This window comes from Pseudoalteromonas sp. US3C1013, assembly GCF_048401115.1.
Taxonomy (GTDB): Bacteria; Pseudomonadota; Gammaproteobacteria; order Enterobacterales; family Alteromonadaceae; genus Pseudoalteromonas; species Pseudoalteromonas undina.
This window is the reverse complement of sequence record NZ_CP183075.1, coordinates 697,652-720,872: the sequence shown is the minus strand read 5'-3', so window position 1 is coordinate 720,872 and position 23,221 is coordinate 697,652. Positions and strand designations below refer to the sequence as shown.

Sequence of the window (23,221 nt, the reverse complement as noted above, 5' to 3'; positions counted from 1 at the left end):
TTAGCCTTCCTTCTCGATCGTAGTTAAGCAATCGCGTAGGGCTGCGCCGTACTCGTATTTGCCAGGACAAACGAAGGTGCATAACGCTAAATCTTCTTCATCTAATTCAAGCGCACCTAATGAAATTGCACTGTCTAAATCACGAGACAATAAGTCACGTAATAAAAGCGTTGGCAAAATATCAAGTGGCATAACACGCTCATAGCTTCCAAGTGGAACCATGGCACGTTTTGAACCGCCTGTAGACGTTGTCATTTTAAATAAACGACTCGGTGTAAGGTGAGACAAGAATGTACGCGTTACAGAGAATTTATCACTACCTGGTGCAATCCAGCCAAATAATTCTTTTTCGCGACCTTCAAGTAATACAGATACTTGAACGTGGTAACGACCTAAGAATGCATGAACACCAGACGACGTAGCACCTGCAAGTACAGAACCAGAAATAACACGGTTATCACCGTCTTCTAATTCACCTGCTACTAAGTCATCTAATGAAGCACCTAATTGTGTTTTCACTAAACGAGGATTCTTAACACGCGGACCTGCAAGCGAAATCACACGGTCTGTGTAAATTTCACCAGTAAGGAAAAGGTGACCATACGCAATAACGTCTTGGTAACCAATGTGCCAAACTTGCTTACTAGCAGATACTGGGTCAAGGTGATGGATATGTGTGCCAACAAGGCCAGCTGGGTGCACGCCACCAAACTCATGTACTTCTACTTGAGCAATAGGTGAACTAGGAACTTGACTGCCTGCTTGCTTACAAACAAATACTTTGCCATCGGTTAAACGTGACACAACAGCCAAACCTGCTTCAAACGCTTTCGCATTTTCAGCAATAACTACTGCAGGATCTGCAGCAAGTGGATTGGTATCGATAGCTGTCACAAAAATAGAGCTAGGATTTGCATCCAATGCCGCTATTTTACTAAATGGGCGAGCACGAAGTGCTGTCCATTGACCCGATTGAACTAGTACTTCTTTAGCTTTTTCACGGTCTAAGCTGTTAAGCTCAGTTTCCGAGAAAGAACCAAAGGTGATTTGCTCACTGCCGTTTACTTCAATAACAACAGATTGCAGAACACGTTTAGCACCGCGATTAATTTCTTTTACTGTACCAGAAGCTGGTGCAGTAAATAATACGCCTGGGTTCTTTTTATCTTCAAAAAGTACCTGGCCTTTTTTGACTTGGTCATCCACACGAACATGCATGGTTGGACGCATACCGATAAACTCTTCACCTAGCACAGCTACACGTTTGACGGCAGAACCATCATGAATAACTTGCTGAGGTGCGCCCTCTAAGGGTAAATCCAGACCTTTTTTTATATTGATCATACGCACTTGCACTACATTAACGGAAAGAAACTGAAAAATCGTACCAACCACGCCGCTATTTGTATTATTGCAAGCTATAAAATGACTCGCTATAGATACCAAACAAGCAGCGCAGTAAAACTCCTCACATATTGCTTTGATTTTAACATTATTGTGACTGACTATGCGAGTGTATTTATGAAAATTATACGAGAGAAACGTTTATTTAGTTTTGTAATTCATAATTAATAAAATACAAGCTAGACCAAAGTGGTAAATAAACCAACAAATAGCAAAATTTTTTTCAAATCAAGGCTAAAAAACAAAAAAGTCGCACTAGGCGACTTTTTCAAAATTGCATTACTAGCTACAGATTAATCAATCATATTTGCAATTGGCGCAACAGGATTAACATCTTGCTCGTAATCAACCGTATCAATGCCAAAACCAAATAGGCGTAAAAACTCATTATGGTAGCCCACGTAATCCGTTAACTCATCAATTGAACTTGTGTCTACACTATCCCAAATAGTTTGAACACGTGCTTGAACGTCATCTTCCAGCTCTTTGTAGTTTTGGAATAAATGTCCGCCCTCATCAAAACGTGGTGAATCACCGTATAGGTTTTCATTAAATAACGCATGAATTTGCTCAATTGTGCCCTCGTAAGTGCCATCAGCCTTCATCACTTTAAATAGTGCCGAAATGTAAAGCGGCATTATTGGGATTGCCGAGCTTGCTTGGGTAACAACCGCATTAAGTGAAGAAACGTAAGCTTCGCCATTTAAATCTTGGGTAGCGGCTTTAATAGCTGCAGTGGCACGGTCTAGATCTTCTTTTGCCTTACCTATGGTTGCATGTCCATATATTGGCCAAGTTAGTTCTTTACCAATGTATGTGTAAGCCGTTGTTTTAAAGTTATCTGCTAGTACATCAGCGTCTTTAAGGGCGTCAATCCACATTTCCCAGTCTTCGCCACCCATTACTTTAATGGTGTTGTCGATATCGTCTTGGTTTGCTGCTTCAACAGTTACTTCATCAATTTCACGCTTTGACGTATTTAAGTTTTTAGTCGTTACCGCATTACCAATTGGCTTAAGTGTTGAAGAAAACACTTCCCCTGTATTTGGATCAGTACGACGAGGTGATGCTAAGCTGTAAATAATACAGTCAACTTTACCTAATTCAGCTTTAATGGTGTCGATTGTTTTTTGTTTGATTTCGTTAGAAAACGCATCACCATTAATATTTTTAGACCATAAGCCTTCAGCTTCAGCGGCTGTTTGAAATGCCGCCGTGTTGTACCAACCCGCAGAGCCTGTTTTACGTTCAGTGCCTTCTTTTTCAAAGAACACACCCAATGTTTTAGCGCCACCACCAAATGCAGCGGTAATACGAGATGCAAGGCCATAACCTGTAGACGCACCAATAACTAATACATTTTTAGGCGCATTTTTTAATGCTCCTTGCTGCTTAACATAATTAATTTGTTCTTGAACATGCTCTGCACAGCCAACTGGGTGTGCATTGGTGCAGATAAATCCGCGAATTTTAGGCTTAATGACCATTGATCATCCTATATCTTTTACAATAAAAATTAGCGCTAGTTTAAAGGCTAAAACAAAAAAAACTGATCTGATCAGTTACGCACTGCTCAAACCACCTTCTAGCTACCTGTTATCCAACTTTTGAGCCGCCCATGCAATTAGGTGACTGCGGGGCTTCGCCGTCGTGCTCTGTAAATTCCTCAGGAGTATAAGTGTGCATAGCAAGCGCATGAATATGATTTGCCAGCTCATCTTTTAAAATTTCATTAATTTCACGATGACGCTGCAATAATCGCTTACCAGCGAATTCTTCACTGACTACAATCACTTTAAAGTGAGATTCAGTCCCCGCACTGTGCATATGGCTTTCGTTAATAACATTTAAATGCTTACACGCAATAGCATTTGCTAGCTTGTCACGTATTTGTTGTTGCATTGACATAAAAACCATCCTCAAAATTCAGTTATATGGTTACTATAACAACTGCGGCTACACCATGGCTAATGCTATTTAACTGAAACCATTATTAATATAGCGAAACGTTAAACTGATCCGCGGGTGTTTAAGTGTTGTTTGTTTAGGCAACGCATGTTGATAATTTTGTTGGCTCTGTCCGCTCATTATTAAACAACTACCACTTTGTAATTTGATGTTAGTAATGCTGTTGCTTACTTTGTGTTTAAGTTTAAATAACCGCTCTGCACCAAGCGACACACACGCTATGGTAGGCTCAGGCCCTAGCTCAGCCTCGTCATCGCTATGCCAACCCATACAATCGTGGCCATCCCGATAATAATTAACCAAAATTGAGTTAAATGGTTGCTGTAGGTGATTTTCTAAACGTGTTCGCATAGCAAGTAATACGTCTGGCCAAGGCTCTAAGTCGAGTTTATGCCCAGAATAACCGTACTCAAGATTTTCTTCGCTGATAAAACATTGTAGCCTAGGTATTGGCCCCGTTTTACCAAACACTGTAATGTTTGGCTGTTGCCAATTTAGGTTTTGCTGCAAATAATAAAATAAATCGAGGCTTTTTTGTGCGCTAAGTACCTTACTTTGATAAGAAAAGCCATTTGGTAACAGTTGGGGGTTGGCGTTTGGCGGTTGCATGTTAGAATTTACCTATCATTTGATTACCGATCATTAAACTATTATGACTACGCAAGCTACGCTCGGCGATAACACTTTTACTCTTGAACGCTTTCCTTTGGATCAAAAAAACCGCAGCTTACAAGCGTGGGATTCAGCAGACGAATACCTCATTGACTATGTTAATGAACACTATCCTGATTGTCGCTCGTTACTGATCTTAAACGACAGCTTTGGTGCACTTAGCTGTTACTTTAGCAAGCAACAATTAACAGTTTGTTCAGTAAACGACTCATATATTAGCCATCAGGCGGCTGCTTATAACTTAGCGGAAAACAAAATCGCGACGACTGCGTTTAGCCAGCTTGATAGTTTGTCGGCTCTACCTGAGCAAGTAGACCTTGTGTTGGTAAAAGTACCACGCACGTTGGCTTTTTTACAATATCAGTTATCTGAACTAAGCGAAGTGCTCGCACCAAATACGCCAGTTATTGGTGCTGCAAAAACTAAAGACGTACATAACTCTACTATTAAAGCATTTGAAAACTTTATTGGTGAGACGAAAACAAGTCTTGCAGTAAAAAAATCACGTTTAATTATTAGCCAAGCAGCCGGCGGTTATAAAGGCGCAGATTTCCCAGTCAGCTGGCCACTTGAAGGCACTGATTTTACAATAAGTAATCATGCCAATGTGTTTTCACGTGATTCACTTGATATTGGCGCACGTTTCTTTTTCAATTACTTGCCGCAAACAAATAAAGCAAAAAATATTATTGATTTAGGCTGTGGTAATGGCGTGGTTGGTTTAATGACATTAGCGCGCTGTCCTAATGCGCATATTAGCTTTGTTGATGAGTCGTATATGGCGGTTGAATCAGCTCGACTCAACATTGAATTAAACATGGAAGACAAGTTTGAACAATGTACTTTTATAGAGAATGATTGTTTAACTGACTTTGAACGTGAAAGTGCCGATATTGTATTGTGTAATCCGCCATTTCACCAAGCACAAGCAGTTACCGACCACATCGCGTGGCAAATGTTTAAACAAGCAAAAGACACATTAAAAGAAGGTGGCGAGCTGCGTATTATTGGCAATCGTCATTTAGATTATCATGACAAACTAAACCGTATGTTTGGTAACTGTACTTTATTAGGCTCTAATAAAAAGTTTGTGGTACTCAGCGCAACTAAAAATAGTGGGACGTTATAAATGAAACTCATAAAGATATTATTGAGCTGTTGTACTTTAGTGGTTTTTTCGGGATGTGCCAATCAGCCTAATCAGCTTATTCTCAATCCCGTCTATAAAAGTGGACAAATAAGCTCAATCAATAACAGCTTAAACACCAGCGTGATTGATTTACGTGGTGACAGTGCAACCTTAAAGCTTATTGAATCAAGCAAAACAAAAACCATTGCCAGCACGGGTATTACTGAGTCAGTTAAAAGTGCGCTAGACAGTGCGCTTAGTCGCAATGGCGCTAGCATTTCTAATTTAGCGCAATTGCGCTTTGAGTTAGATATTCACGCACTGCAAGCTGTGGTTACAGAAAAGCTAATGAGCCATACCAGTGATGCCAAGATTGAATTTGAAGTACGAGTGATTCGCCCTACCAGTAATTTCAGTAAGCGTTATAGCGGTAATGCTAATTTATCTGGACCACTTGGTCATGATAGGGCAAAAATTGAAGGTCAGCTCAATAAGTTGACTGAGCAGTTAATTACCCGCATTGTATCTGACCCTGAATTAATTGCATTTTTAGAAGGTTAATAATGAAGCAACTTTTTTTAATCTGCGTAAGCTTATTTTTTAGCGTAAATAGTTTAGCGGCACAAGAAGGCCGCTTTGTGCAAAAAGATAATATTTTCCCTCGAGTAGAAATTGTGACATCGTTGGGCAGTATTGTGGTTGAACTAGACCGCTCAAGAGCCCCTATTACGGTCAATAACTTTTTGACTTATGTGTCTGATAAAAGCTATCAAGGCAGTGTGTTTCATCGTGTAGAACGCGATGTAGAAAATGACCGTGACTTTGTAATTCAAGGCGGTGGTTATGATAAAGATTACGATGGCCTGCATGAAAACGACCCTATTTTTAATGAAAGCGGTAACGGCTTAACTAACGATATGTATAGCATTGCTATGGCCTATCAAGATCGAGAACCACACTCAGGAACGCGTCAGTTCTTTTTTAACATGGATGACAATGACCATTTAAACCCTGGACGTGATTGGGGATTTGCAGTGTTTGGCAGTGTTATGGAAGGTTATGAGACGCTCGATAAAATCATGGCTGTAAAAACGGGTTTTAATGACAAAATTGGCTACAACTTTGTCCCTGAAAAACCGGTTGTTATATTAAATATCAAGGTGCTTGAGCAAGTCCCTTTATAACTTTTTATCAGAGCAGCTTTGGCTGCTCTTTCTATGAGCCAATGAGCCCCTATGAATAGCACACTTTCTGTTCGCGAATACTTTTCTTATTTTAAAGATAAACGTTTAATTAATGTTTTTATATTTGGAATGAGCAGTGGTTTTCCGTGGGTGTTAATTGGCTCGGTAATGTCGGCTTGGCTTAAAGATGAAGGTTTGAGTCGCAGCATGATAGGCTTATTTGGCATTGTGTTTGGTGCCTATAGTATCAATTTTTTATGGTCGCCTTTAATAGATCGCACTAAACTGCCCTTTTTGTACAACTGGCTTGGTCAGCGTCGTAGTTGGATCCTGTTTTGCCAAAGCTTTATTTTACTTGGCACGTTACTACTTGCAGGGCTTGATCTAAAAGCAAACCTAGCGATTGCCGCCGCACTTTGCTTGCTGATCGCCATAGCCTCTGCAACGCAAGATATTGCTATAGATGCTTTTCGAATAGACACTCTTAGTGAAAATGAATCTCACAAAGCCACCGCAGCCGCCGCAATGGCTACATCAGGTTGGTGGACAGGTTATGCTTTATTAGGGGCTGTGCCCTTTTACATGGCAGATATGCCAAACATAGACTGGCCACAGGTTTATTATTTTTTATCTGCGATTATGCTGTTATTAATTAGCTGTGTGTTTTGGGCTAAAGAGCCGCAATCAAATCGCGAAGCCGTTCATGCCGAGCTAGAACGTGTTTACCTTGAAAAGCTCGCAACAACTAAACAAACTCCACTGACAAAAACGCTCGCATGGTTAGGCGTTACCGTGGTTGACCCATTTAAAACCTTTTTTGCTAAAAATGGGGTTAAAACCGCTTTAGCACTGCTGGCATTTATTTTCTTATTTAAAATTGGTGAAGCATTTTTAGCACGAATGTCGATTGTATTTTATAAGGAAGTGGGCTTTAGTAATACCCAAATAGCAAATTACTCCAAGCTGGGCACGGGTTTAATCACCATTGTATTTGCCTTTTTGGGCAGTATTTTTAACCACAAATATGGCATAGTAAAAGGCTTATTTATTAGTGGCGTAGCCATGGCTGCATCTAACTTAATGTTTTCTTGGATTGCCTTAGCAGGGCCACAAGAACACTTATATGCAATGGCGATTGTAGTTGATGGTTTTACCCAAGCTTGGTCTTTAGTGGCGATGGTTGCTTTTATATCTATGCTGTGTGACAGAGCATTTAGCGCCACCCATTATGCGCTATTAGCATCATTGGGTAATTTAGGACGTACGTTATTATCGAGTTATAGTGGCGTAGTTATCGATGATTGGCTAATGGGGAATTGGTCATTATTTTTTGTTTTAACAGCACTTATGGTTTTACCTTCATTAATATTTTTATATCTAATTAGGCACAAACTATATGCATTAGAGCAAAATTATCATAGTAGGTAACACCTAATGCATCCCTGCATTAGTATTGGCTGTAGACGTTAGATTTAACTTTACGATTACAGCCTAACAGCGTTAGTCAGCTTTAATTAAGCTTAATGCTTCATACGGGTCGACTTCTAATGCATTACAGTAGCGAACAAACTCAATCACATCTAAGCGACGCTCTTGATTTTCAATTTTGCCAATAAAAGAATGTGGCGTACCCAAAATTTGCGCTAGGCTGCGCATTGTGTAGCCTTTTTCATGGCGCTTAGTTTTAAGCCACTTTGTTAACTTTGCATTTTCTTCCGAAGATACGGTTTTACCCATCATATACAACTCCTACTCGTTGTTTAACTGTACATATTGCCAAGAGCTCATTGTGATCAACACTGAAAACTCACTGCCACTAACTAAGGCGCAGTGTAAACGCTTACAATTCAATCAACAAAAACCCTCAAATATGTACTAACTCTTTATTATTGTGAAAAATGAAACCTTGCCCGTTTCATTCTTGGATACATTATATACCATTCACCGTTGATCTGAATGATTAATTGGTAATTCTACGATTAAAGTTTAACAACAAATATTTACTAAGTCTGAATAAGGTTAAATATTTTATAACTTTTTTGTTTCATTTAAATATAAGCTGTTTATTATTAAGGTCTATTGACCCTAGCTTATAGAGATCAAATCATGTTTAGACTACTCTTTTTACTACCTATTATTTTGTGCTTAGGTTGGTACTTTTTTTTACGCCATTATGCTATTCCATTAAAGCAGGGTAAAAAAGGCTTTATCTATATTTTAGTCTTCTCTGCGTTTGTGCTTGGCTTTTTTGTGTTAATGATGCAAATAACAGAGTACAGCCCAACTGAGTTATGATTTTTTAAACACATAAAAAAACCGCTGATTAAGCGGTTTTTTTTGGATAACGATATTTTTATACGCTAAAACTAGCACCACAACCACATGTAGTGGTCGCATTAGGATTTGAGACAAAAAAACGTGCCCCCTCTAATCCTTCGGTGTAGTCAACTTCGCCATCAACTAAATATTGGATACTCATAGGGTCAATGACTAAGGTAACCCCATTTTTAACAATTTCTAAATCGCCAGGATTCGCTTTTTCATCAAAAGTAAAACCGTATTGAAAACCTGAACACCCACCGCCTGTGACATAAACACGCAGTTTTAGATCTGGGTTTTCTTCTTCGTCGATTAACTGTTTAACACGCACAGCGGCTGCGTCGCTAAACTTAATGGGTAATTCTTCAGACATCTTATAACCCTCAATACCTTAATACTAATGCGCGAGATTATCTAATACCTGAGTGTTTTAATCAAGTATAGTTAATCCTGCTTCTACGCTCCAATGCTAACATGGCTTGTTTAGCTCACTCTGTGAATAGGTGCAGTATAAATTAAATTTAAATTAATCTGTTGTTAAAAATCTCAAGGACTTCCCTAGACTATTTTGATAAACTTGACGCCTAAAAATGCTACGGGGAAATAAAGCATGTGGCTTGAGCGACTGAGACGTCGATTAGCAAAACCAAAAACATCCGTACAATTATGCTTATTAGGCGTAAGTGCCGGATTAATTGCTGCATTTTTTATTATACTGTTCCGCTTAACCATTTTATTTTTTCAAAGTTTATTTCTAGAAACCCCTGACGATTTTACCACCCTACCCACTTTAGAACGGGTATTAATGCCTTTAGTTGCAGCGTTATTAATAGCTACATTTGCGGCTTTCACTGGCTTTAAACATTACCGCTTAGGTATTCCTTTTGTAATACACAGAATCAAGCGCCATTACGGGCAAATGCCACTGTATAACACGGTTAATCAGTTTGTTGGTGGTGCACTGGCGCTGATCAGCGGTTTTTCTGTTGGCCGCGAAGGCCCATCAGTTCACATGGGAGCAGCAGGGGCGAGCATATTAGCAAATAAATTACACTTACCTCACAACGCTATGCGTACCCTCAGTGGTTGTGGCGTTGCCGCGGGAATTGCTGCGTCGTTCAATACCCCGCTTGCTGCGGTTATTTTTGTAATGGAAGTGGTGCTCAGAGAATACAAAGTGCATATTTTTGTGCCGATAATGCTCGCAGCCGTTACCGGTGCATTAGCCACTCAATTTGTATTTGGTGAAGGCTCAGAACTTGCGCTAATAAGCATTGCCCCCTTAAGTGGGTGGCATTACCCCTATTTAATTTTGTGCGGCATGGGGCTGGGCGCGGTGGCTTATGCTTTTAATCAAAACTTAATGCTGATTATTAAAACCTTTAAACCACTAAGTATGTTTCCTCGTTTAATAATTGCAGGGTGTATTGCCAGCTTAATTGCCTATGCAGTTCCACAAGCTATGGGCTCAGGGATGAGTGCGATAACCATTGCTGTAGAGTCACCTGAAAACATGCAACTACTTACCACTATTTTAATTGCTAAGTTATTAGCCACCTTGTTTGCTATTGGCTTAGGTATTCCTGGTGGGTTAATTGGTCCGGTTATTGGACTTGGTGTTTTAACCGGCACTTTAATGGCATTTTTTGCCCAGTTTATTAGCCCAGGAACTGACATAGCTGGTACTTATGGGGTGCTCGGCATGGCAGGCTTACTAGCTGCCACATTGCACTCTCCCTTAGCGGCACTAACTACCGTGATGGAGCTGACCTCTTCACCGGAAATTATTGTACCGGCGATGATCGTCATTACCACCGCCTACGTTACAGCTTTGCAGGTATTTGGTAACCGCTCTATATTTTTACAGCAATTAGACTTTCAGGGATTACCTTACCATGTATCTCCGGCCACTGAGGCATTACAAAAAGTAGGGGTGATGGATGACATGGATGAAGACTTTAAATTGCTCTACTCTGACGATAAAGAGCAAATAAAAAACAGTCTAGATGCCATGGACAGCCAAACACCGTTAATTGTGTTTGACGAGGAAAATGGTTATTGCCTAGCTGAATATGACTTAAGTTTAATGTCTGATCAGGCGGTCAATATAAAGTACATTAGCTTACAAGGTATCAGCAGCCAGGCCACTCTTGCAGATGCCTTTGAAATTTTAAATGATAAACGCAGTGGTGCACTTTATGTATATAACTTATTAGATAATCAACAAATTATGGGATTACTAAGGTGGGATCAAATCCATCATATTCTAACCATACGTAACAGTTTACTTTAACAATAATGAGAACAGTATGAGCGCATTATTAATTTACAAAACCTTGCACGTATTTTTTATGATTGCTTGGTTTGCCGGTATTTTTTACCTTCCTCGACTTTTTGTTTATCACGCTATGAGTGAAGAAAAATCGTGTAACTCAATGCTAAAAGTAATGGAACGTCGGCTGCTTTATTTTGTTACCCCCTTTGCTGTGCTTACCGCAGTGTTTGGCGTATTAACTATTGTTGAATACGGCCGCGAATGGTTTCGTTACAGTATGTGGCTGCATTATAAACTAGTGCTGGTAATCATTTTATATATTTATCATGGCTACTGTTTCAAATTATTAGCTGATTTTAAACACGATAGAAATACAAAAAGCGATCGGTTTTACCGAATTTTCAACGAGCTACCTGTTTTAGCGTTACTCGTTATAGTTGCTTTAGCCATTATTAAGCCAAGCTTTTAAATACAGGATTATAAATTACACTGCCAAGTCGCAAACTAAGTTTGTATAATACGCGCGATTGCGTGCTCCTTTATGGATTATCGCGCCTTTTTGAATAACTAGGAATAACCCCATGTTCAGTTTCCAAGGTGAAAATATACTCTCTGTTAATCAACTCGATCGAGACTGTATTGAACGCATATTTGCTGTAGCAAAAAAAATGGAGCCATACGCAAAAAAACAAAAGCGTACCAATGTGCTTGAAGGCGCTATTTTAGCGAATCTATTTTTTGAACCTAGTACGCGTACTCGTGTTAGTTTTGGCACTGCGTTTAACTTACTCGGTGGACTGGTTCGTGAAACCACCGGTATGCAAAGCTCTGCGCTTGCTAAGGGCGAGTCACTATATGATACCGCACGTGTTATTTCAGCCTATGCTGATGCGGTTGCAATGCGCCATCCAGACTCAGGCTCGGTAGCTGAATTTGCAACAGGTTGCAGCGTACCAGTAATAAATGGTGGCGATGGACCCAATGAGCACCCTACTCAAGCGCTGCTTGATTTATTAACTATTGAGCGTGAACTTAGCCGCTTCGATCAAAATATTGATGGTATGCACATTGCGCTAGTCGGCGATTTAAAATATGGCCGAACCGTTCACTCGCTATCAAAGCTATTATGTCATTACAAAAATATTCGCTTTTCAATGGTTGCCCCTAATGGCTTGCAAATGCCTGACTCAATTTTATCTGCCGTTGAAAATGCAGGACATAAAATTGAACTAGTTGATAAAATGGAAGGTAACTTAGCGGCCGATATTGTTTATCAAACACGCATTCAAGAAGAGCGTTTTCCGTCTCAAGAGGAAGCTAATAAATACCGTGGTGGATTTAGAATTAGCCAGTCTATTTACAATTCCCATTGCAAACCGAACTCGGTGTTAATGCACCCGCTTCCTCGCGATAGCCGTTTAGAGGCAAACGAACTTGATAACGACTTAAATGCTAACGACAATCTAGCAATATTCCGCCAAGTACAAAATGGCGTACTTATTCGTATGGCGCTGTTTGCTTTAACCCTCGGCGTAGAAAACAAAGTCGAGCAGTATGAAGTAGACGTTCCTTGGTTTAGCCGCAAACGCGATAGCTAAGCTTTTAATTTTAAAGTGATAAAACAATAGGATTTTTCATGACAATTAGCCAAGACTTATTTAAACGAGCTCAAGACTCTATTCCTGGTGGCGTAAATTCACCAGTGCGTGCTTTTAATGGTGTAGGTGGTACTCCGCTGTTTATTACTAAAGCACAGGGCGCGTTTACATTTGATGCTGATGGCAACCGTTACATTGATTATGTGGGCTCTTGGGGCCCAATGATTATGGGCCACAATCACCCTGAAATAAAACAAGCAGTGCATGATGCGGTAGAAAATGGTTTAAGCTACGGTGCACCTACCGAAGCTGAAATTTTAATGGCTGAAAAAGTTAAAGAGCTAGTCCCATCTATCGAAAAAGTACGTATGGTAAGCTCAGGTACTGAAGCAACAATGAGTGCAATTCGCTTAGCTCGTGGTTTTACTGGTCGTGACAAAATTTTAAAGTTTGAGGGTTGTTACCACGGCCATGCAGATTCACTGCTAGTAAAAGCCGGCTCTGGTGCATTAACTATGGGTGTACCTAACTCTCCAGGCATTCCTGAAGATTTAGCTAAGCACACCCTTACGGTTTCGTTTAACAATATTGAAGAAGTGAAAGCAATTTTTGCTAAATACGCCGATGAAATCGCGTGTATTATTGTTGAGCCAGTTGCAGGTAACATGAACTGTATCCCACCAGTACCTGGCTTTTTAGAAGGACTGCGTGAAGTCTGTGATCAGTACCAATCTGTGCTTATTTTTGACGAAGTAATGACAGGTTTTCGTGTAGCCCTTGGTGGCGCTCAAGCTTATTACAACATCAAGCCAGACCTAACCTGTTTAGGTAAAGTAATTGGTGGTGGCATGCCAGTTGGCGCATTTGGTGGTAAAACAGAGATTATGGATTACATAGCCCCTGTAGGCCCTGTTTATCAAGCAGGTACACTGTCAGGAAATCCAATTGCGATGGCTGCAGGTTTAAAATCACTTGAGTTACTTAGTGCACCTGGCGTTCACGAAAAACTAGAAGCCATTAGTAAAGCGATTTGTGAAGGCTTTGAAGCCGCAGCTAAAAAAGTAGGTATTGCCTTAACTACTAACTACGCTGGCGGCATGTATGGCTTTTTCTTTACTGATGCAGAAAAAGTAACTACTTACCAACAAGCTACTGAATGTGATTTAGAGCGCTTTAAAAAGTTCTTCCACTTAATGCTTGAAGAAGGTGTTTATTTAGCGCCTTCAGCGTTTGAAGCTGGTTTTGTTTGTGCTGCGCATACAGAGCAAGAAGTTCAGGCAACGATTGAAGCGGCAGAGCGCGCTTTTGCTAAACTATAACGTTTAGCTCATAAGATCGCTTACCCATAAAAAAAGCCCTTTCGGGCTTTTTTTGTTTTTATTACTTAGCGAATACATTGGGGCCTTGGTTTAAACTCACTGGCCCTAAGCGGTAATTGAATCACTTTGCCACACCCTGGTGGTGCTTGCTTCCCGGTTTGCTCGTTTACAAATGCCCACCGAATTGAAGGTGGACGGGTATCGGCAATTGCTTGCGGGTTTAAGGGTTTTAAATAACGAATATAGGTTTCAAGCGCGCCGACACTGCCGGTTAAGCCAGTGCTTTTATTATCATCACGACCTAACCATGCAACCGTCACTGTATTTTGATCAAATCCAGCAAACCAGCTGTCGCGTAATTCGTTACTAGTACCTGTTTTACCTGCGAGCTGAATCGACGGAAAATGTAAATTTAAGCGTTTAGCGGTGCCATCTTTAGTTACTCGCTTCATAGCGTATTTGGTCATGTACATGGCATCTTTATCAAAGCGTTGTTCGTTACTCACTTTATGCTTATAAAGTACTTTACCAACAGAGTCGGTTAATGCCGAGATAGACGTCAGCTCCCTGTATTCGCCATCAGCAGCAATAGTGGTATAAAGCTGGGCCACTTCAAAACTCGACATTTCAATAGCCCCTAATAGCAGCGACGGGTATTCATTAATATGGCCTTTAGCACCTAGTCCTCTGAGTGTATTAGCAACTTTATCAACCCCAACATCAAGCCCTAAGTTAACTGCCGGAATATTAATGCTGTGGCTGAATGCTTTATAAAGAGGCACGGCGCCTCGGTATTGATGATCAAAGTTTTCTGGCTGCCATACTTTTCCCTCTTCGTTGGTGACTTGCACGGGTGAATCATCAAGCAACGTCGCTAAATTATAATGAGGAAGCTGCAGTGCACTTAAATACACTGCCGGTTTAACTAATGAGCCAATATTGCGCTTGGTATCAAGTACGCGGTTAAACCCTGAATAGCGCACATCACGTCCAGAGACTAACGCTGATACACCAGCTTTTTCAACATTAACGGAGATCATCGCCGCTTCTAATTCTTTGGTATTTGGACGCCTTTCCAAATAAGGTAAACTGGCCTTAATCGATTCTTCCATTGCGGTTTGTTTTTGCAAGTCGAAGTAGGTAAATACGCGCACCCCTGCATCTAATACTTCTTGATCAGGTAGCAGCTGTTTCAACTCGCGATTAACCAACTCCAAGTAACCTGGGTAAGACTTTTGTAAGCTGGCTTTCATTGGCGCAATATCAATTGCGCGCTTTAATGAGGCTCGATACTCTTTAGTGGAAATAAGTTTGTTATCGACCATTAAACGCAGCACTAAGTCACGACGCTCCATAGCACGTTCTTTATAACGTCTAGGGTTATAATAAGAAGGGCCTTTAACCATGGCCACCAGCAGAGCAATTTGGTCGTACTCAAGTTCATCAACGGGTTTTGCAAAGTAAAACTCAGCAGCCAGCCCCATCCCATGTACTCCTTGGTTATAAGACTGACCTAGGTAGACTTCGTTTAAATAGGCTTCGAGAATCTGATCTTTTGAATAACGATAATCAAGAATAAGCGCAATAAAAGCTTCATTGATTTTACGTACTAATGAACGTTCACGGGTAAGGTAAATATTTTTAGCTAGCTGTTGCGTCAGTGTGCTGCCCCCTTGCACGGTTCTTCCTGCGCGAATATTGGTATATAAAGCCCGTAAAATAGAAAATACCGATACCCCGTGGTGATCATAAAAATCGCGGTCTTCGACCACTAACAAAGCATTTTTAAGCATGTCAGGAAATTTATCTAATGGCACAAATTCGCGGTCTTGTTTTGAGTCATTACCTATACGGGCTATTTGTACAGGCTCTAATCTGGCAGTGTTTAAGCGACGACCGAATTTATCTTTAATACTGGCAACCTTTTCCCCAGAGAAACGTAATTCAATTACATGAGCATTTTCTAAACCATCATAAAATTCAAAATCACGACGAAAAATCTTAATACTATTAGCTGTTTTAATATATTGCCCTGTGCGGCTCAAGCGATTAACTGCCGTGTAATTTAAACGTTTAAGCTCCCATAAAACTTCTTGCTCAGATAAAAACTGCCCAGGAAAAAACGTCATTGAACGCGCATACACTTGGGCTGGAAGTTGCCATTTGTTGCCTTCAAATTGGCGGGTGATTTTTGCATCAAGATAAATAAAGTAAAGTGCTACAGCGATGAAAGTCGCCAGACTCAGTTTCCAAAAAATAGAAAACAAAGTTTTTAAAAATGGCCGTTTAGCCGAACTTGCGGTTTTTTTTGCAGCACTTTTTCGCGCTGATGTTTTAGATGACTTAGTAGCACGCTTAGTCGAAGATTTACTGGTCGGTGTTTTCTTTTTTTCAGCCATTTAAGTGTAATACATTCCAAAGGTTGATTTAACGCGAGGAGCTTATCACATTACTCTAACACCTGAAAAATTAACCCTTCCTGAAATCAAAAAAGCCCTAACTGAGTAGGGCTTTGATTGAACACACAATACTTTTACTTTTAATTACTTCTTACTGAAACAAATTCTGGGTAAGCATCAATACCACAATCATGTTGATCCATACCGTTTAGCTCTTCCTCTTCGGTAACACGAATACCCATAGTTTGTTTTAAGACTGCCCAAACAATGAATGAAGCGATAAACACAAAGCCAATGATACATAGTAAACCAATTAACTGTGCCACAAGGTTAGCCTCGGCATTAGTAACCGGCACTAATACCACACCTAATATGCCACATACACCATGCACAGAGATGGCACCTACAGGGTCGTCAATTTTCACTTTATCAAGTGCCACAATGCTTAGTACAACCAAAGATCCACCTAGTAGGCCATATAAACACGCCATTAATGGTGATGGTGATAATGGATCTGCAGTAATAACCACTAAGCCTGCAAGTGCGCCATTAAGTACCATGGTTAAATCTGCCTTACCCCATAATAACTTACATAAGAACAAGGCTGATATTGCACCCATAGCTGCAGCAGCATTGGTGTTAAGTAGTATTTGACCTACTGCAGTTGCATTTTCTTTATCTGAAATTAATAACTGTGATCCACCGTTAAAGCCAAACCAACCCATCCATAAAATAAATGTACCCAATGTAGCAAGTGGCAAGTTTGAACCTGGAATTGGGTAAATTTCACCATTTTTACCATATTTACCTTTACGTGCACCCAGTAGAATTACACCCGCAAGCGCTGCAGCTGCACCGGTTGCATGGACAATGGCAGAACCTGCAAAATCAACAAAGCCTAATTCAGATAGGAAGCCGCCACCCCATGTCCAGTAACCTTCAATTGGGTAAATTAATCCTGTAAGTACTACTGTAAACACTAAGAAAGCCCATAACTTCATACGCTCCGCTACGGCGCCAGATACAATAGACATAGCCGTTGCAACAAATACTACTTGGAAGAAAAAATCAGACTCTAGTGAATGATCGGCGTCTGCCGCTTGACTACCTATTAGGCCACCAAATGAAGGAATTATTCCGCCTTCAACGTTGTCTACATACATAATGTTGTAACCGACCAACAAAAACATAGTACAAGCGATAGAATAAAGTGCGATATTTTTAGTTAGAATTTCTGTGGTATTTTTTGAGCGCACTAAACCTGCTTCTAACATTGCAAAACCAGCTGCCATCCACATAACTAAGATGCCAGAGATTAAAAAGTAAAACGTATCGAGCGAAAACTTCAGCTCTATAATTGTATTTTCCATGTTGCCCCCTTAAATAGCATCATCATCAAGTTCGCCAGTACGAATACGGACAATTTGATCTAAGTCGTAAACAAAAATTTTGCCGTCACCAATTTTGCCCGTTCCAGCAACTTTGGTAATGGTTTCTACAACGCGTTGGCAATTTTCACTACGAGTGGCAATTTCAAGTTTAATTTTAGGTATAAAGTCAACTTGATACTCTGCACCACGGTATAACTCTGTATGACCTCTTTGACGTCCAAACCCCTTAACGTCAACCACGGTCATTCCTTCGATGCCTAAATCAGCGAGTGCTTCACGCACATCATCTAGTTTGAATGGCTTTATTATTGCACTGATCATTTTCACAAAGGCCCCCTTAGGACACTAGCTTGTTATTGTATTTGCTCTATGCAATCCAACCTTTGTGCCACCTTTAAATTACAAATAAAAACAGAGGGTTATTAAATTAAATAATATAAAAAACAAAAAAGCGCACCATTTAGGTGCGCTTTTTTTAAGCAAAATACAGAATTGGTGCGAGTCGATAAATACGCAAATAATCGTCTTTAACTAACCGTTACACTCTCGCCAAATACACATTGATAATGTATTTAAGATTAAAGTTACTCTGTCGCATCGAAAGACAAAGCCGGTTTTTTAGCATCACTTAGCCATATTGACTCCATAGTTTGCACCACTCGAAAGTGAAACTCTTCATGGGTAAAGGGTTTAGTTAAAAAGTCATTCGCACCTGATTTAATAAATCGTGCAGCAACGCCATAACTATATACATCAGCTAAACCAATAATGGCCAATTGCTCACGGCTTTTAATATTACGCATAGCTCTAATTAATTCAAAACCATTCATACCTGATAAGTTATGGTCAGTGATCACTAAGTTGATAGCCTGATCATGCTCAAGTATATGAAGAGCTTGCGCACTATTATCAACAGTAATGACGTCAAACAATTGTTTTTCGAGCATTTGCTTAACCAAGCTACTGCTCAATAAGGAATTATCTACAACCAGCGCTTTGCGCCCCTGGTTACGCAATAACTGTGCTACAAATTTTATGGCGTAAAGATAAGAGTCGCGATTATCTTTAATGACGTAATCGATAATACCTAATTCCAGCATTTTTAAACGTGTATGTTCATCTGTTTGCGTTGTCATCACCAACGTAGGGATACCTTGCGACAGTGTAAAGCGAGTTAAATCAGTATCGATTTGCCCACCAACAGATAAATCAACTAACGCGAGCGAATAACTAGTTTGATTTAGTAACTTTTTACATTGAGTAAGTGACTGAGCGAAATCAACCCGCACATCAAGATAATGAGCAGCAATATGTTTGAGTACCTGTTGTACCCTTATATTATCTTCAACAATTAAAACCCGTTGCATAAACTCCCTTTCATTTACGTTCACCCTTTATGGTAACAAACCTAAAAATAAATCACTCTCAAGCATCCATTTAAAAACAATTAAAGCGACCAATAACCTAAAAAACTTAATTAATAATTAAATTTTTTAATCGCCTTAAACTTACAGTATGGCATACACATCAAGTATATTTCGCCCGTTTGCTATGTTGAGATTAATCTTAATTACATAAACTCAACGATTATTATCGGCAGCTAGTCTCAATACTTTTGTTTTTTACTCAAATATCGCTATAACTGCAGTACATAAAACAAAAAGGGTTAGTTATGAAATTTAGTCGAAGTCTATTTTTACCCATTGCCGCTATTGCACTTACATTTTCGAGTGCAACGTTTGCCGATAATCAACGCCGTATTGATATCGACAGTAAAGTAGTTACTCAGCACAAAGCAAAAATAAATAACGAACGATTTTCTTATACGGTAGCAACAGGCACACAGCCAGTATGGGATAACAAGGGTGATGCCATTGCAACCCTTCAATACACTTACTACACCCGCGATAAAGTAGATGATAGAACAAAGCGTCCATTACTTATTTCATTTAATGGTGGCCCTGGTTCAGCATCAGTTTGGATGCATTTAGCTTACACCGGCCCTCGTGTTTTAAAAATTGACGACGAAGGCTACCCAATTCAACCTTATGGTGTAAAAGATAACCCTTATTCGGTTTTAGATGTAGCGGATATCGTTTATGTAAATCCTGTAAATACAGGTTATTCACGTGTTGTAGAAGATAAAGACGGTAACCTTTTACCCAAAGATAAACAAAAAGAGCTATTTTTTGGCGTTAATGCCGATATAAAGTACCTCGCAGAATGGCTTAATACTTTTGTATCTCGAAATGAACGTTGGCGCTCTCCAAAGTTTTTAATTGGTGAAAGCTATGGTACTACTCGTGTATCGGGTTTAGCGCATGAGCTGCAAAATAGTCAGTGGATGTACATTAACGGTGTTGTACTCGTATCTCCTACCGATATCGGTATTAAACGCGACGGACCAGTAAAAGCAGCTAACCGCCTACCTTACTTTGCAGCTACTGCATGGTACCACAAAGCATTAAACGCCGATTTACAAGCAAAAGATTTAGACGAGCTATTACCGGAAGTTGAACAGTTTACCGTTAATGAGCTTATTCCTGCGCTTGCAAAAGGCGGCTTTATTGCGCCTGACGAAAAACGTCGTATTATTAAAAAAATGGCTGAATATGCGGGTTTATCTGAAACATTTGTTAGTCAAAACAATTTAGATATTCCAACACAGTTTTTTTGGAAAGAGTTATTGCGTGAACGCGGACAAATGGTTGGTCGACTGGATTCGCGCTATTTAGGCATAGATAAACGCGATGCCGGTGAGTCACCAGATTACTGGGCAGAGCTTACATCATGGCTGCACTCTTTCACTCCTGCAATTAACTATTATCTTCGTGAAGAGCTTAATTACAAAACCGATATCAAATATAACTTATTTGGTAACGTTCACCCATGGGATAGAAGCGGAAATAATACCGGTGAAAATTTACGCTTAGCCATGGCTCAAAACCCTTATTTAAATGTAATGGTTCAGGCGGGCTACTTTGACGGTGCAACCAATTACTTTGATGCCAAATATACTATGTGGCAATTAGATCCAAGTGGTAAAATGCAAGATAGGTTAAGCTTTAAAGGCTACCGCAGTGGCCATATGATGTATCTACGCCACGCAGATTTAGAAAGCTCTAATAACGATTTACGCGAGTTTATAAATCAGTCTTTACCCAAAGACGGTGAATCCGCTAAATACTAATTAGCTTTTACCCACTAAAAAGTGACCTCTTAGGTCACTTTTTTGCTTATAACCGCGGCAATTCGCCATGTGTGCAATCCCCAGTACGAATAACGGTTGGCTTTGCTATGTACTGCTTAGTAGTGAGTATTTCAGCAAGATTTATTAGCGTCTTAAGGGTACTTTTTAAAGCGACCCGATTATTTAACCATGTAGGTATCTTGCCGCCTGGTAACGCATACACTTGATAACTAATGTGTAAATTTTCCGCCTGCTGAGTTAGCAACCACGTTGCATTTAAGGTGCTTATTCTTATTACCCCTTTAGTTTTAGGTAAAAAATCTGGGCGCGCGTGAATACTAAGCTGCGTTTGCAACGAACTCACCCTTATATAGCACGAATAAGTAATCACATCCCTATTGCTAACAGGCCACGGGCTATCAATATAACTATAAACTAAGTTTTCTGAAGGGCTTAAACTTTTGAGTAACGTGACCTTAGTAATGTTTTCTATCCAGCTAGGGGCTGTATCGGTATCACTAAGTAAAGCAACTAAATCCTCTGCGGTGACATTGTTAACCACCGTTTCAGCTTTCATTTTCAAGGTATCGTCAGTTAAACGCTGAAAATAAACACTTACCCCTTGTTTACTTTCGTAAAGTTGCCAAGATGGCTGTGAACACACATTGGTAGCAAAACACAAAAGTGAAAAAATCATGCACTTTTGCAGCAAAGTCCGGCCACAAAAGTGCTTAGTCATTAAAGCCAATAAGGTTCTGTATCAAATGAAGCATGTCGACTTTGCTCCATGGCACTGACTAAAAAGTCAGATTTTTGCTCTAACCATAGTTGTATTTTTGCCAGTTGAGCATCTTCTTGCCCGCCACACAGCTGTTTTAAATAATCAAGCGTGCTTAACTCATACATCCCATGAGAAATATCCAGCCAAGGGAGCCTAAATTCTAATCGCTCATCTTTATTAAACAGTGCGCCTAAACAATTACCACTGAGTAAGCTATTTTCTAATTGAGTGCGAAAGTTTAAGTAATCATTGCCTGCTAAGCTTTGCTCTTTAGGGAGTAAACGGTGTAAGTTTTTCCAATCTTTATCAAATAAGCGATGAGCAATATCTACAATAGGTTGCTCTGCATTTTGAAGCTCTGCTTGGCTCCAATCTTTACGCCACTGCTTATTTATCAGCCACGTTGTTAAGCTCAGCAATAAACGGTTGTAGCGTGCACTATGAAAAAGCGAAAAAATATCGTCAATGCTCGGCTGTAACTCTTTTAAATCGTTAATAACTTGCGTTAACGCTGGGGCGCTATTTATTTTTTTATAAAAAGCATGGCGCTTAGAAGTATAAGTTTTTAACTGAATTGCATTTTCAACCCATGCTAACTCACTTAATAGCCACTTGAGTTCTGTTCTGAGTTGCTCGGTACTTTCTTTACTAACAATATCGTCAAACAACCAAAAGTTGTGGCGAATTAAGCTAATGCCGTCGGTTACACGTTTTAATGTTTTTAAACTTGGCTTATCGAAATAGCATTGCTCGTGTTTTTGCACAAAGCGAATACCAAACCCCATAGCTTCAATAAGGGCTTGCTCTTGAGTGGCTTGCTTATTAAGTTTCACAAAGCCGATTGATTTACTTGGTTGAAGCGGCGTGTCATCCGCAAGGCGGTAGCCTCTTGCTGCTTTTGAATAGAGCCCTAAACGAATGCTGTTTTGGCTCACTAATATATCTGCAAAAGCAAATAGCTCCTCACGACTACCTTCAACCAGCTCGATTTCAAGCTCGCTGATGATTTCTACCTTACCTGACGCAGCAATTTCACCTTTATCTAATACCACTTCAATTTTGGCACCATTTGGGGTTTCTATTAACCACGTACGGCGAATAAAATTAGTACTAAAAATAGGGAATAGATTTTGTGATATGGCATCAATTTGCATACCGTGAGGCCAAATTGATGAATCAAACGCCATTAGATTTGGCCGGTTTGTTTCTATTGGAAGATTGTACTCTGGGCGCTGATGTAAGCCCCCTACCACTTCTCCAGCTAGCTTAATTGTTTGCTCACAGCGCTCGTCTGTACAACGCGTTCTAAAGCCAATATCGAGTGCTCTTAACTCTCTGCTTGGTGTATCATAATAAGCATTTTGCAAACTTTTAGAAGGTTTGTTTGTGACTGTTTTTGCAAATTGAGTAATTAGTGAGGGGATCAGTGGAATGACGTCATCTGATACCAAAAATTTCAGTTCTATCTCAGTATCCATTAGGCTTGCGGATTACCCTTAAAATTAATAAGTGCTCAAAATAAACAAAGCAGCCCTATATTGCAAATTTTTTAGTCATAAACACACAAGCAAAATGCTCTGGTTACAATATCT

At 39.9% G+C, this 23,221-nt stretch carries 22 protein-coding genes; 10 read left to right on the top strand and 12 right to left on the bottom strand.

Annotated features, from left to right (window positions below; genetic code table 11):
* The 4 genes from ACNSN2_RS03330 to ACNSN2_RS03315 form a co-directional block, all read right to left on the bottom strand.
* Complete coding sequence (locus ACNSN2_RS03330; protein WP_054202028.1) at window positions 1–1,344, bottom strand: Na(+)-translocating NADH-quinone reductase subunit A; 1,344 nt, start codon at window positions 1,342–1,344, stop codon at window positions 1–3.
* A 353-nt stretch (window positions 1,345–1,697) separates the two neighbouring features.
* The gene (fabV, locus tag ACNSN2_RS03325) at window positions 1,698–2,891 is read right to left on the bottom strand and encodes an enoyl-ACP reductase FabV (protein WP_054202027.1); all 1,194 of its coding nucleotides are present in this window, start codon (window positions 2,889–2,891) and stop codon (window positions 1,698–1,700) included.
* A 109-nt stretch (window positions 2,892–3,000) separates the two neighbouring features.
* Window positions 3,001–3,312, bottom strand: coding sequence for a BolA family protein (locus ACNSN2_RS03320; RefSeq protein WP_010391086.1), 312 nt, complete (start codon window positions 3,310–3,312; stop codon window positions 3,001–3,003).
* A gap of 69 nt (window positions 3,313–3,381) precedes the next feature.
* Window positions 3,382–3,981 carry an alpha-ketoglutarate-dependent dioxygenase AlkB family protein gene (locus ACNSN2_RS03315; RefSeq protein ID WP_138569945.1) on the bottom strand — a complete coding sequence of 200 codons (600 nt, stop codon included), beginning with the start codon at window positions 3,979–3,981 and terminating at the stop codon, window positions 3,382–3,384.
* A 43-nt stretch (window positions 3,982–4,024) separates the two neighbouring features.
* On the opposite strand from ACNSN2_RS03315, the gene ACNSN2_RS03310 reads away from it, so the two are divergent.
* From ACNSN2_RS03310 to ACNSN2_RS03295, 4 genes are read left to right on the top strand one after another with little or no spacing between them, the layout of a single operon-like run.
* Entirely contained in the window at window positions 4,025–5,173 is a 1,149-nt protein-coding gene (locus ACNSN2_RS03310; RefSeq protein WP_055011632.1) for a methyltransferase, read from the top strand.
* The gene (locus ACNSN2_RS03305) at window positions 5,174–5,734 is read left to right on the top strand and encodes a YajG family lipoprotein (protein ID WP_008111881.1); all 561 of its coding nucleotides are present in this window, start codon (window positions 5,174–5,176) and stop codon (window positions 5,732–5,734) included. It begins immediately after the preceding gene.
* A 2-nt stretch (window positions 5,735–5,736) separates the two neighbouring features.
* Window positions 5,737–6,357: a peptidylprolyl isomerase gene (locus ACNSN2_RS03300; RefSeq protein ID WP_008111880.1), complete on the top strand. Its 621-nt coding sequence runs from the start codon at window positions 5,737–5,739 to the stop codon at window positions 6,355–6,357.
* Window positions 6,358–6,408: 51 nt separating this feature from the next.
* Window positions 6,409–7,785 carry an AmpG family muropeptide MFS transporter gene (locus ACNSN2_RS03295; RefSeq protein WP_054202024.1) on the top strand — a complete coding sequence of 459 codons (1,377 nt, stop codon included), beginning with the start codon at window positions 6,409–6,411 and terminating at the stop codon, window positions 7,783–7,785.
* 72 nt (window positions 7,786–7,857) lie between these two features.
* Here ACNSN2_RS03295 and ACNSN2_RS03290 read toward each other — a convergent pair whose 3' ends face one another.
* On the bottom strand, window positions 7,858–8,097 hold the full coding sequence (locus ACNSN2_RS03290; protein ID WP_008111877.1) for a helix-turn-helix domain-containing protein: 240 nt from the start codon (window positions 8,095–8,097) through the stop codon (window positions 7,858–7,860).
* Window positions 8,098–8,463: 366 nt separating this feature from the next.
* Between ACNSN2_RS03290 and ACNSN2_RS03285 the strand changes: the two genes are divergently transcribed.
* Window positions 8,464–8,652, top strand: a complete 189-nt coding sequence (locus tag ACNSN2_RS03285) for a hypothetical protein (RefSeq protein ID WP_054202023.1) — start codon at window positions 8,464–8,466, stop codon at window positions 8,650–8,652.
* A 58-nt stretch (window positions 8,653–8,710) separates the two neighbouring features.
* On the opposite strand, the gene erpA is transcribed toward ACNSN2_RS03285, so the two are convergent.
* Entirely contained in the window at window positions 8,711–9,049 is a 339-nt protein-coding gene (erpA, locus tag ACNSN2_RS03280; protein ID WP_002958911.1) for an iron-sulfur cluster insertion protein ErpA, read from the bottom strand.
* 237 nt (window positions 9,050–9,286) lie between these two features.
* Here erpA and ACNSN2_RS03275 point away from each other — a divergent pair, with 237 nt between their 5' ends.
* From ACNSN2_RS03275 to hemL, 4 genes are all read left to right on the top strand, one after another.
* Window positions 9,287–10,969 carry a chloride channel protein gene (locus ACNSN2_RS03275; RefSeq protein ID WP_418608566.1) on the top strand — a complete coding sequence of 561 codons (1,683 nt, stop codon included), beginning with the start codon at window positions 9,287–9,289 and terminating at the stop codon, window positions 10,967–10,969.
* Window positions 10,970–10,985: 16 nt separating this feature from the next.
* Window positions 10,986–11,420 carry a CopD family protein gene (locus ACNSN2_RS03270; protein WP_010391077.1) on the top strand — a complete coding sequence of 145 codons (435 nt, stop codon included), beginning with the start codon at window positions 10,986–10,988 and terminating at the stop codon, window positions 11,418–11,420.
* 112 nt (window positions 11,421–11,532) lie between these two features.
* A complete protein-coding gene (locus ACNSN2_RS03265) occupies window positions 11,533–12,549 on the top strand; it encodes an aspartate carbamoyltransferase (protein ID WP_418608565.1) in 1,017 nt (338 codons plus the stop codon).
* Window positions 12,550–12,587: 38 nt separating this feature from the next.
* Complete coding sequence (gene hemL / locus ACNSN2_RS03260) at window positions 12,588–13,868, top strand: glutamate-1-semialdehyde 2,1-aminomutase (RefSeq protein ID WP_008111861.1); 1,281 nt, start codon at window positions 12,588–12,590, stop codon at window positions 13,866–13,868.
* Window positions 13,869–13,933: 65 nt separating this feature from the next.
* On the opposite strand, the gene mrcB is transcribed toward hemL, so the two are convergent.
* The 4 genes from mrcB to ACNSN2_RS03240 all read right to left on the bottom strand — a co-directional run bounded on the left by mrcB (window position 13,934) and on the right by ACNSN2_RS03240 (window position 19,025).
* Window positions 13,934–16,267 (bottom strand): penicillin-binding protein 1B, encoded by a 2,334-nt coding sequence (gene mrcB, locus ACNSN2_RS03255; protein ID WP_193049258.1) that lies wholly within the window; start codon window positions 16,265–16,267, stop codon window positions 13,934–13,936.
* A 140-nt stretch (window positions 16,268–16,407) separates the two neighbouring features.
* Window positions 16,408–17,637, bottom strand: coding sequence for an ammonium transporter (locus tag ACNSN2_RS03250; RefSeq protein ID WP_054202014.1), 1,230 nt, complete (start codon window positions 17,635–17,637; stop codon window positions 16,408–16,410).
* A gap of 9 nt (window positions 17,638–17,646) precedes the next feature.
* Window positions 17,647–17,985 carry a P-II family nitrogen regulator gene (locus ACNSN2_RS03245; protein ID WP_010391070.1) on the bottom strand — a complete coding sequence of 113 codons (339 nt, stop codon included), beginning with the start codon at window positions 17,983–17,985 and terminating at the stop codon, window positions 17,647–17,649.
* 257 nt (window positions 17,986–18,242) lie between these two features.
* The gene (locus tag ACNSN2_RS03240; RefSeq protein WP_418608564.1) at window positions 18,243–19,025 is read right to left on the bottom strand and encodes a response regulator; all 783 of its coding nucleotides are present in this window, start codon (window positions 19,023–19,025) and stop codon (window positions 18,243–18,245) included.
* 305 nt (window positions 19,026–19,330) lie between these two features.
* Between ACNSN2_RS03240 and ACNSN2_RS03235 the strand changes: the two genes are divergently transcribed.
* Window positions 19,331–20,848 (top strand): S10 family peptidase, encoded by a 1,518-nt coding sequence (locus tag ACNSN2_RS03235; protein WP_138594128.1) that lies wholly within the window; start codon window positions 19,331–19,333, stop codon window positions 20,846–20,848.
* A gap of 46 nt (window positions 20,849–20,894) precedes the next feature.
* Here ACNSN2_RS03235 and ACNSN2_RS03230 read toward each other — a convergent pair whose 3' ends face one another.
* Together ACNSN2_RS03230 and ACNSN2_RS03225 are read right to left on the bottom strand one after the other, a co-directional pair.
* Window positions 20,895–21,587, bottom strand: a complete 693-nt coding sequence (locus ACNSN2_RS03230) for an START domain-containing protein (RefSeq protein WP_418608563.1) — start codon at window positions 21,585–21,587, stop codon at window positions 20,895–20,897.
* The gene (locus tag ACNSN2_RS03225) at window positions 21,587–23,107 is read right to left on the bottom strand and encodes a CYTH and CHAD domain-containing protein (protein WP_008111845.1); all 1,521 of its coding nucleotides are present in this window, start codon (window positions 23,105–23,107) and stop codon (window positions 21,587–21,589) included. The genes ACNSN2_RS03230 and ACNSN2_RS03225 overlap by 1 nt, the downstream gene beginning before the upstream one ends.
* Between the last annotated feature and the right edge of the window lie 114 nt (window positions 23,108–23,221).

Excerpts from the sequence above, each read along its gene's own strand:
- ACNSN2_RS03275 (WP_418608566.1), top strand. The coding sequence starts at position 9,287 with ATGTGGCTTGAGCGACTGAGACGTCGATTAGCAAAACCAAAAACATCC.
- ACNSN2_RS03265 (WP_418608565.1), top strand. The coding sequence starts at position 11,533 with ATGTTCAGTTTCCAAGGTGAAAATATACTCTCTGTTAATCAACTCGAT.
- ACNSN2_RS03235 (WP_138594128.1), top strand. The coding sequence starts at position 19,331 with ATGAAATTTAGTCGAAGTCTATTTTTACCCATTGCCGCTATTGCACTT.
- ACNSN2_RS03240 (WP_418608564.1), bottom strand. The coding sequence starts at position 19,025 with ATGCAACGGGTTTTAATTGTTGAAGATAATATAAGGGTACAACAGGTA.
- ACNSN2_RS03270 (WP_010391077.1), top strand. The coding sequence starts at position 10,986 with ATGAGCGCATTATTAATTTACAAAACCTTGCACGTATTTTTTATGATT.
- erpA (WP_002958911.1), bottom strand. The coding sequence starts at position 9,049 with ATGTCTGAAGAATTACCCATTAAGTTTAGCGACGCAGCCGCTGTGCGT.
- mrcB (WP_193049258.1), bottom strand. The coding sequence starts at position 16,267 with ATGGCTGAAAAAAAGAAAACACCGACCAGTAAATCTTCGACTAAGCGT.
- ACNSN2_RS03295 (WP_054202024.1), top strand. The coding sequence starts at position 6,409 with ATGAATAGCACACTTTCTGTTCGCGAATACTTTTCTTATTTTAAAGAT.
- ACNSN2_RS03320 (WP_010391086.1), bottom strand. The coding sequence starts at position 3,312 with ATGTCAATGCAACAACAAATACGTGACAAGCTAGCAAATGCTATTGCG.
- ACNSN2_RS03315 (WP_138569945.1), bottom strand. The coding sequence starts at position 3,981 with ATGCAACCGCCAAACGCCAACCCCCAACTGTTACCAAATGGCTTTTCT.
- ACNSN2_RS03305 (WP_008111881.1), top strand. The coding sequence starts at position 5,174 with ATGAAACTCATAAAGATATTATTGAGCTGTTGTACTTTAGTGGTTTTT.
- ACNSN2_RS03300 (WP_008111880.1), top strand. The coding sequence starts at position 5,737 with ATGAAGCAACTTTTTTTAATCTGCGTAAGCTTATTTTTTAGCGTAAAT.
- ACNSN2_RS03250 (WP_054202014.1), bottom strand. The coding sequence starts at position 17,637 with ATGGAAAATACAATTATAGAGCTGAAGTTTTCGCTCGATACGTTTTAC.
- ACNSN2_RS03230 (WP_418608563.1), bottom strand. The coding sequence starts at position 21,587 with ATGACTAAGCACTTTTGTGGCCGGACTTTGCTGCAAAAGTGCATGATT.
- ACNSN2_RS03310 (WP_055011632.1), top strand. The coding sequence starts at position 4,025 with ATGACTACGCAAGCTACGCTCGGCGATAACACTTTTACTCTTGAACGC.
- ACNSN2_RS03285 (WP_054202023.1), top strand. The coding sequence starts at position 8,464 with ATGTTTAGACTACTCTTTTTACTACCTATTATTTTGTGCTTAGGTTGG.
- fabV (WP_054202027.1), bottom strand. The coding sequence starts at position 2,891 with ATGGTCATTAAGCCTAAAATTCGCGGATTTATCTGCACCAATGCACAC.
- ACNSN2_RS03290 (WP_008111877.1), bottom strand. The coding sequence starts at position 8,097 with ATGATGGGTAAAACCGTATCTTCGGAAGAAAATGCAAAGTTAACAAAG.
- ACNSN2_RS03225 (WP_008111845.1), bottom strand. The coding sequence starts at position 23,107 with ATGGATACTGAGATAGAACTGAAATTTTTGGTATCAGATGACGTCATT.
- ACNSN2_RS03330 (WP_054202028.1), bottom strand. The coding sequence starts at position 1,344 with ATGATCAATATAAAAAAAGGTCTGGATTTACCCTTAGAGGGCGCACCT.
- hemL (WP_008111861.1), top strand. The coding sequence starts at position 12,588 with ATGACAATTAGCCAAGACTTATTTAAACGAGCTCAAGACTCTATTCCT.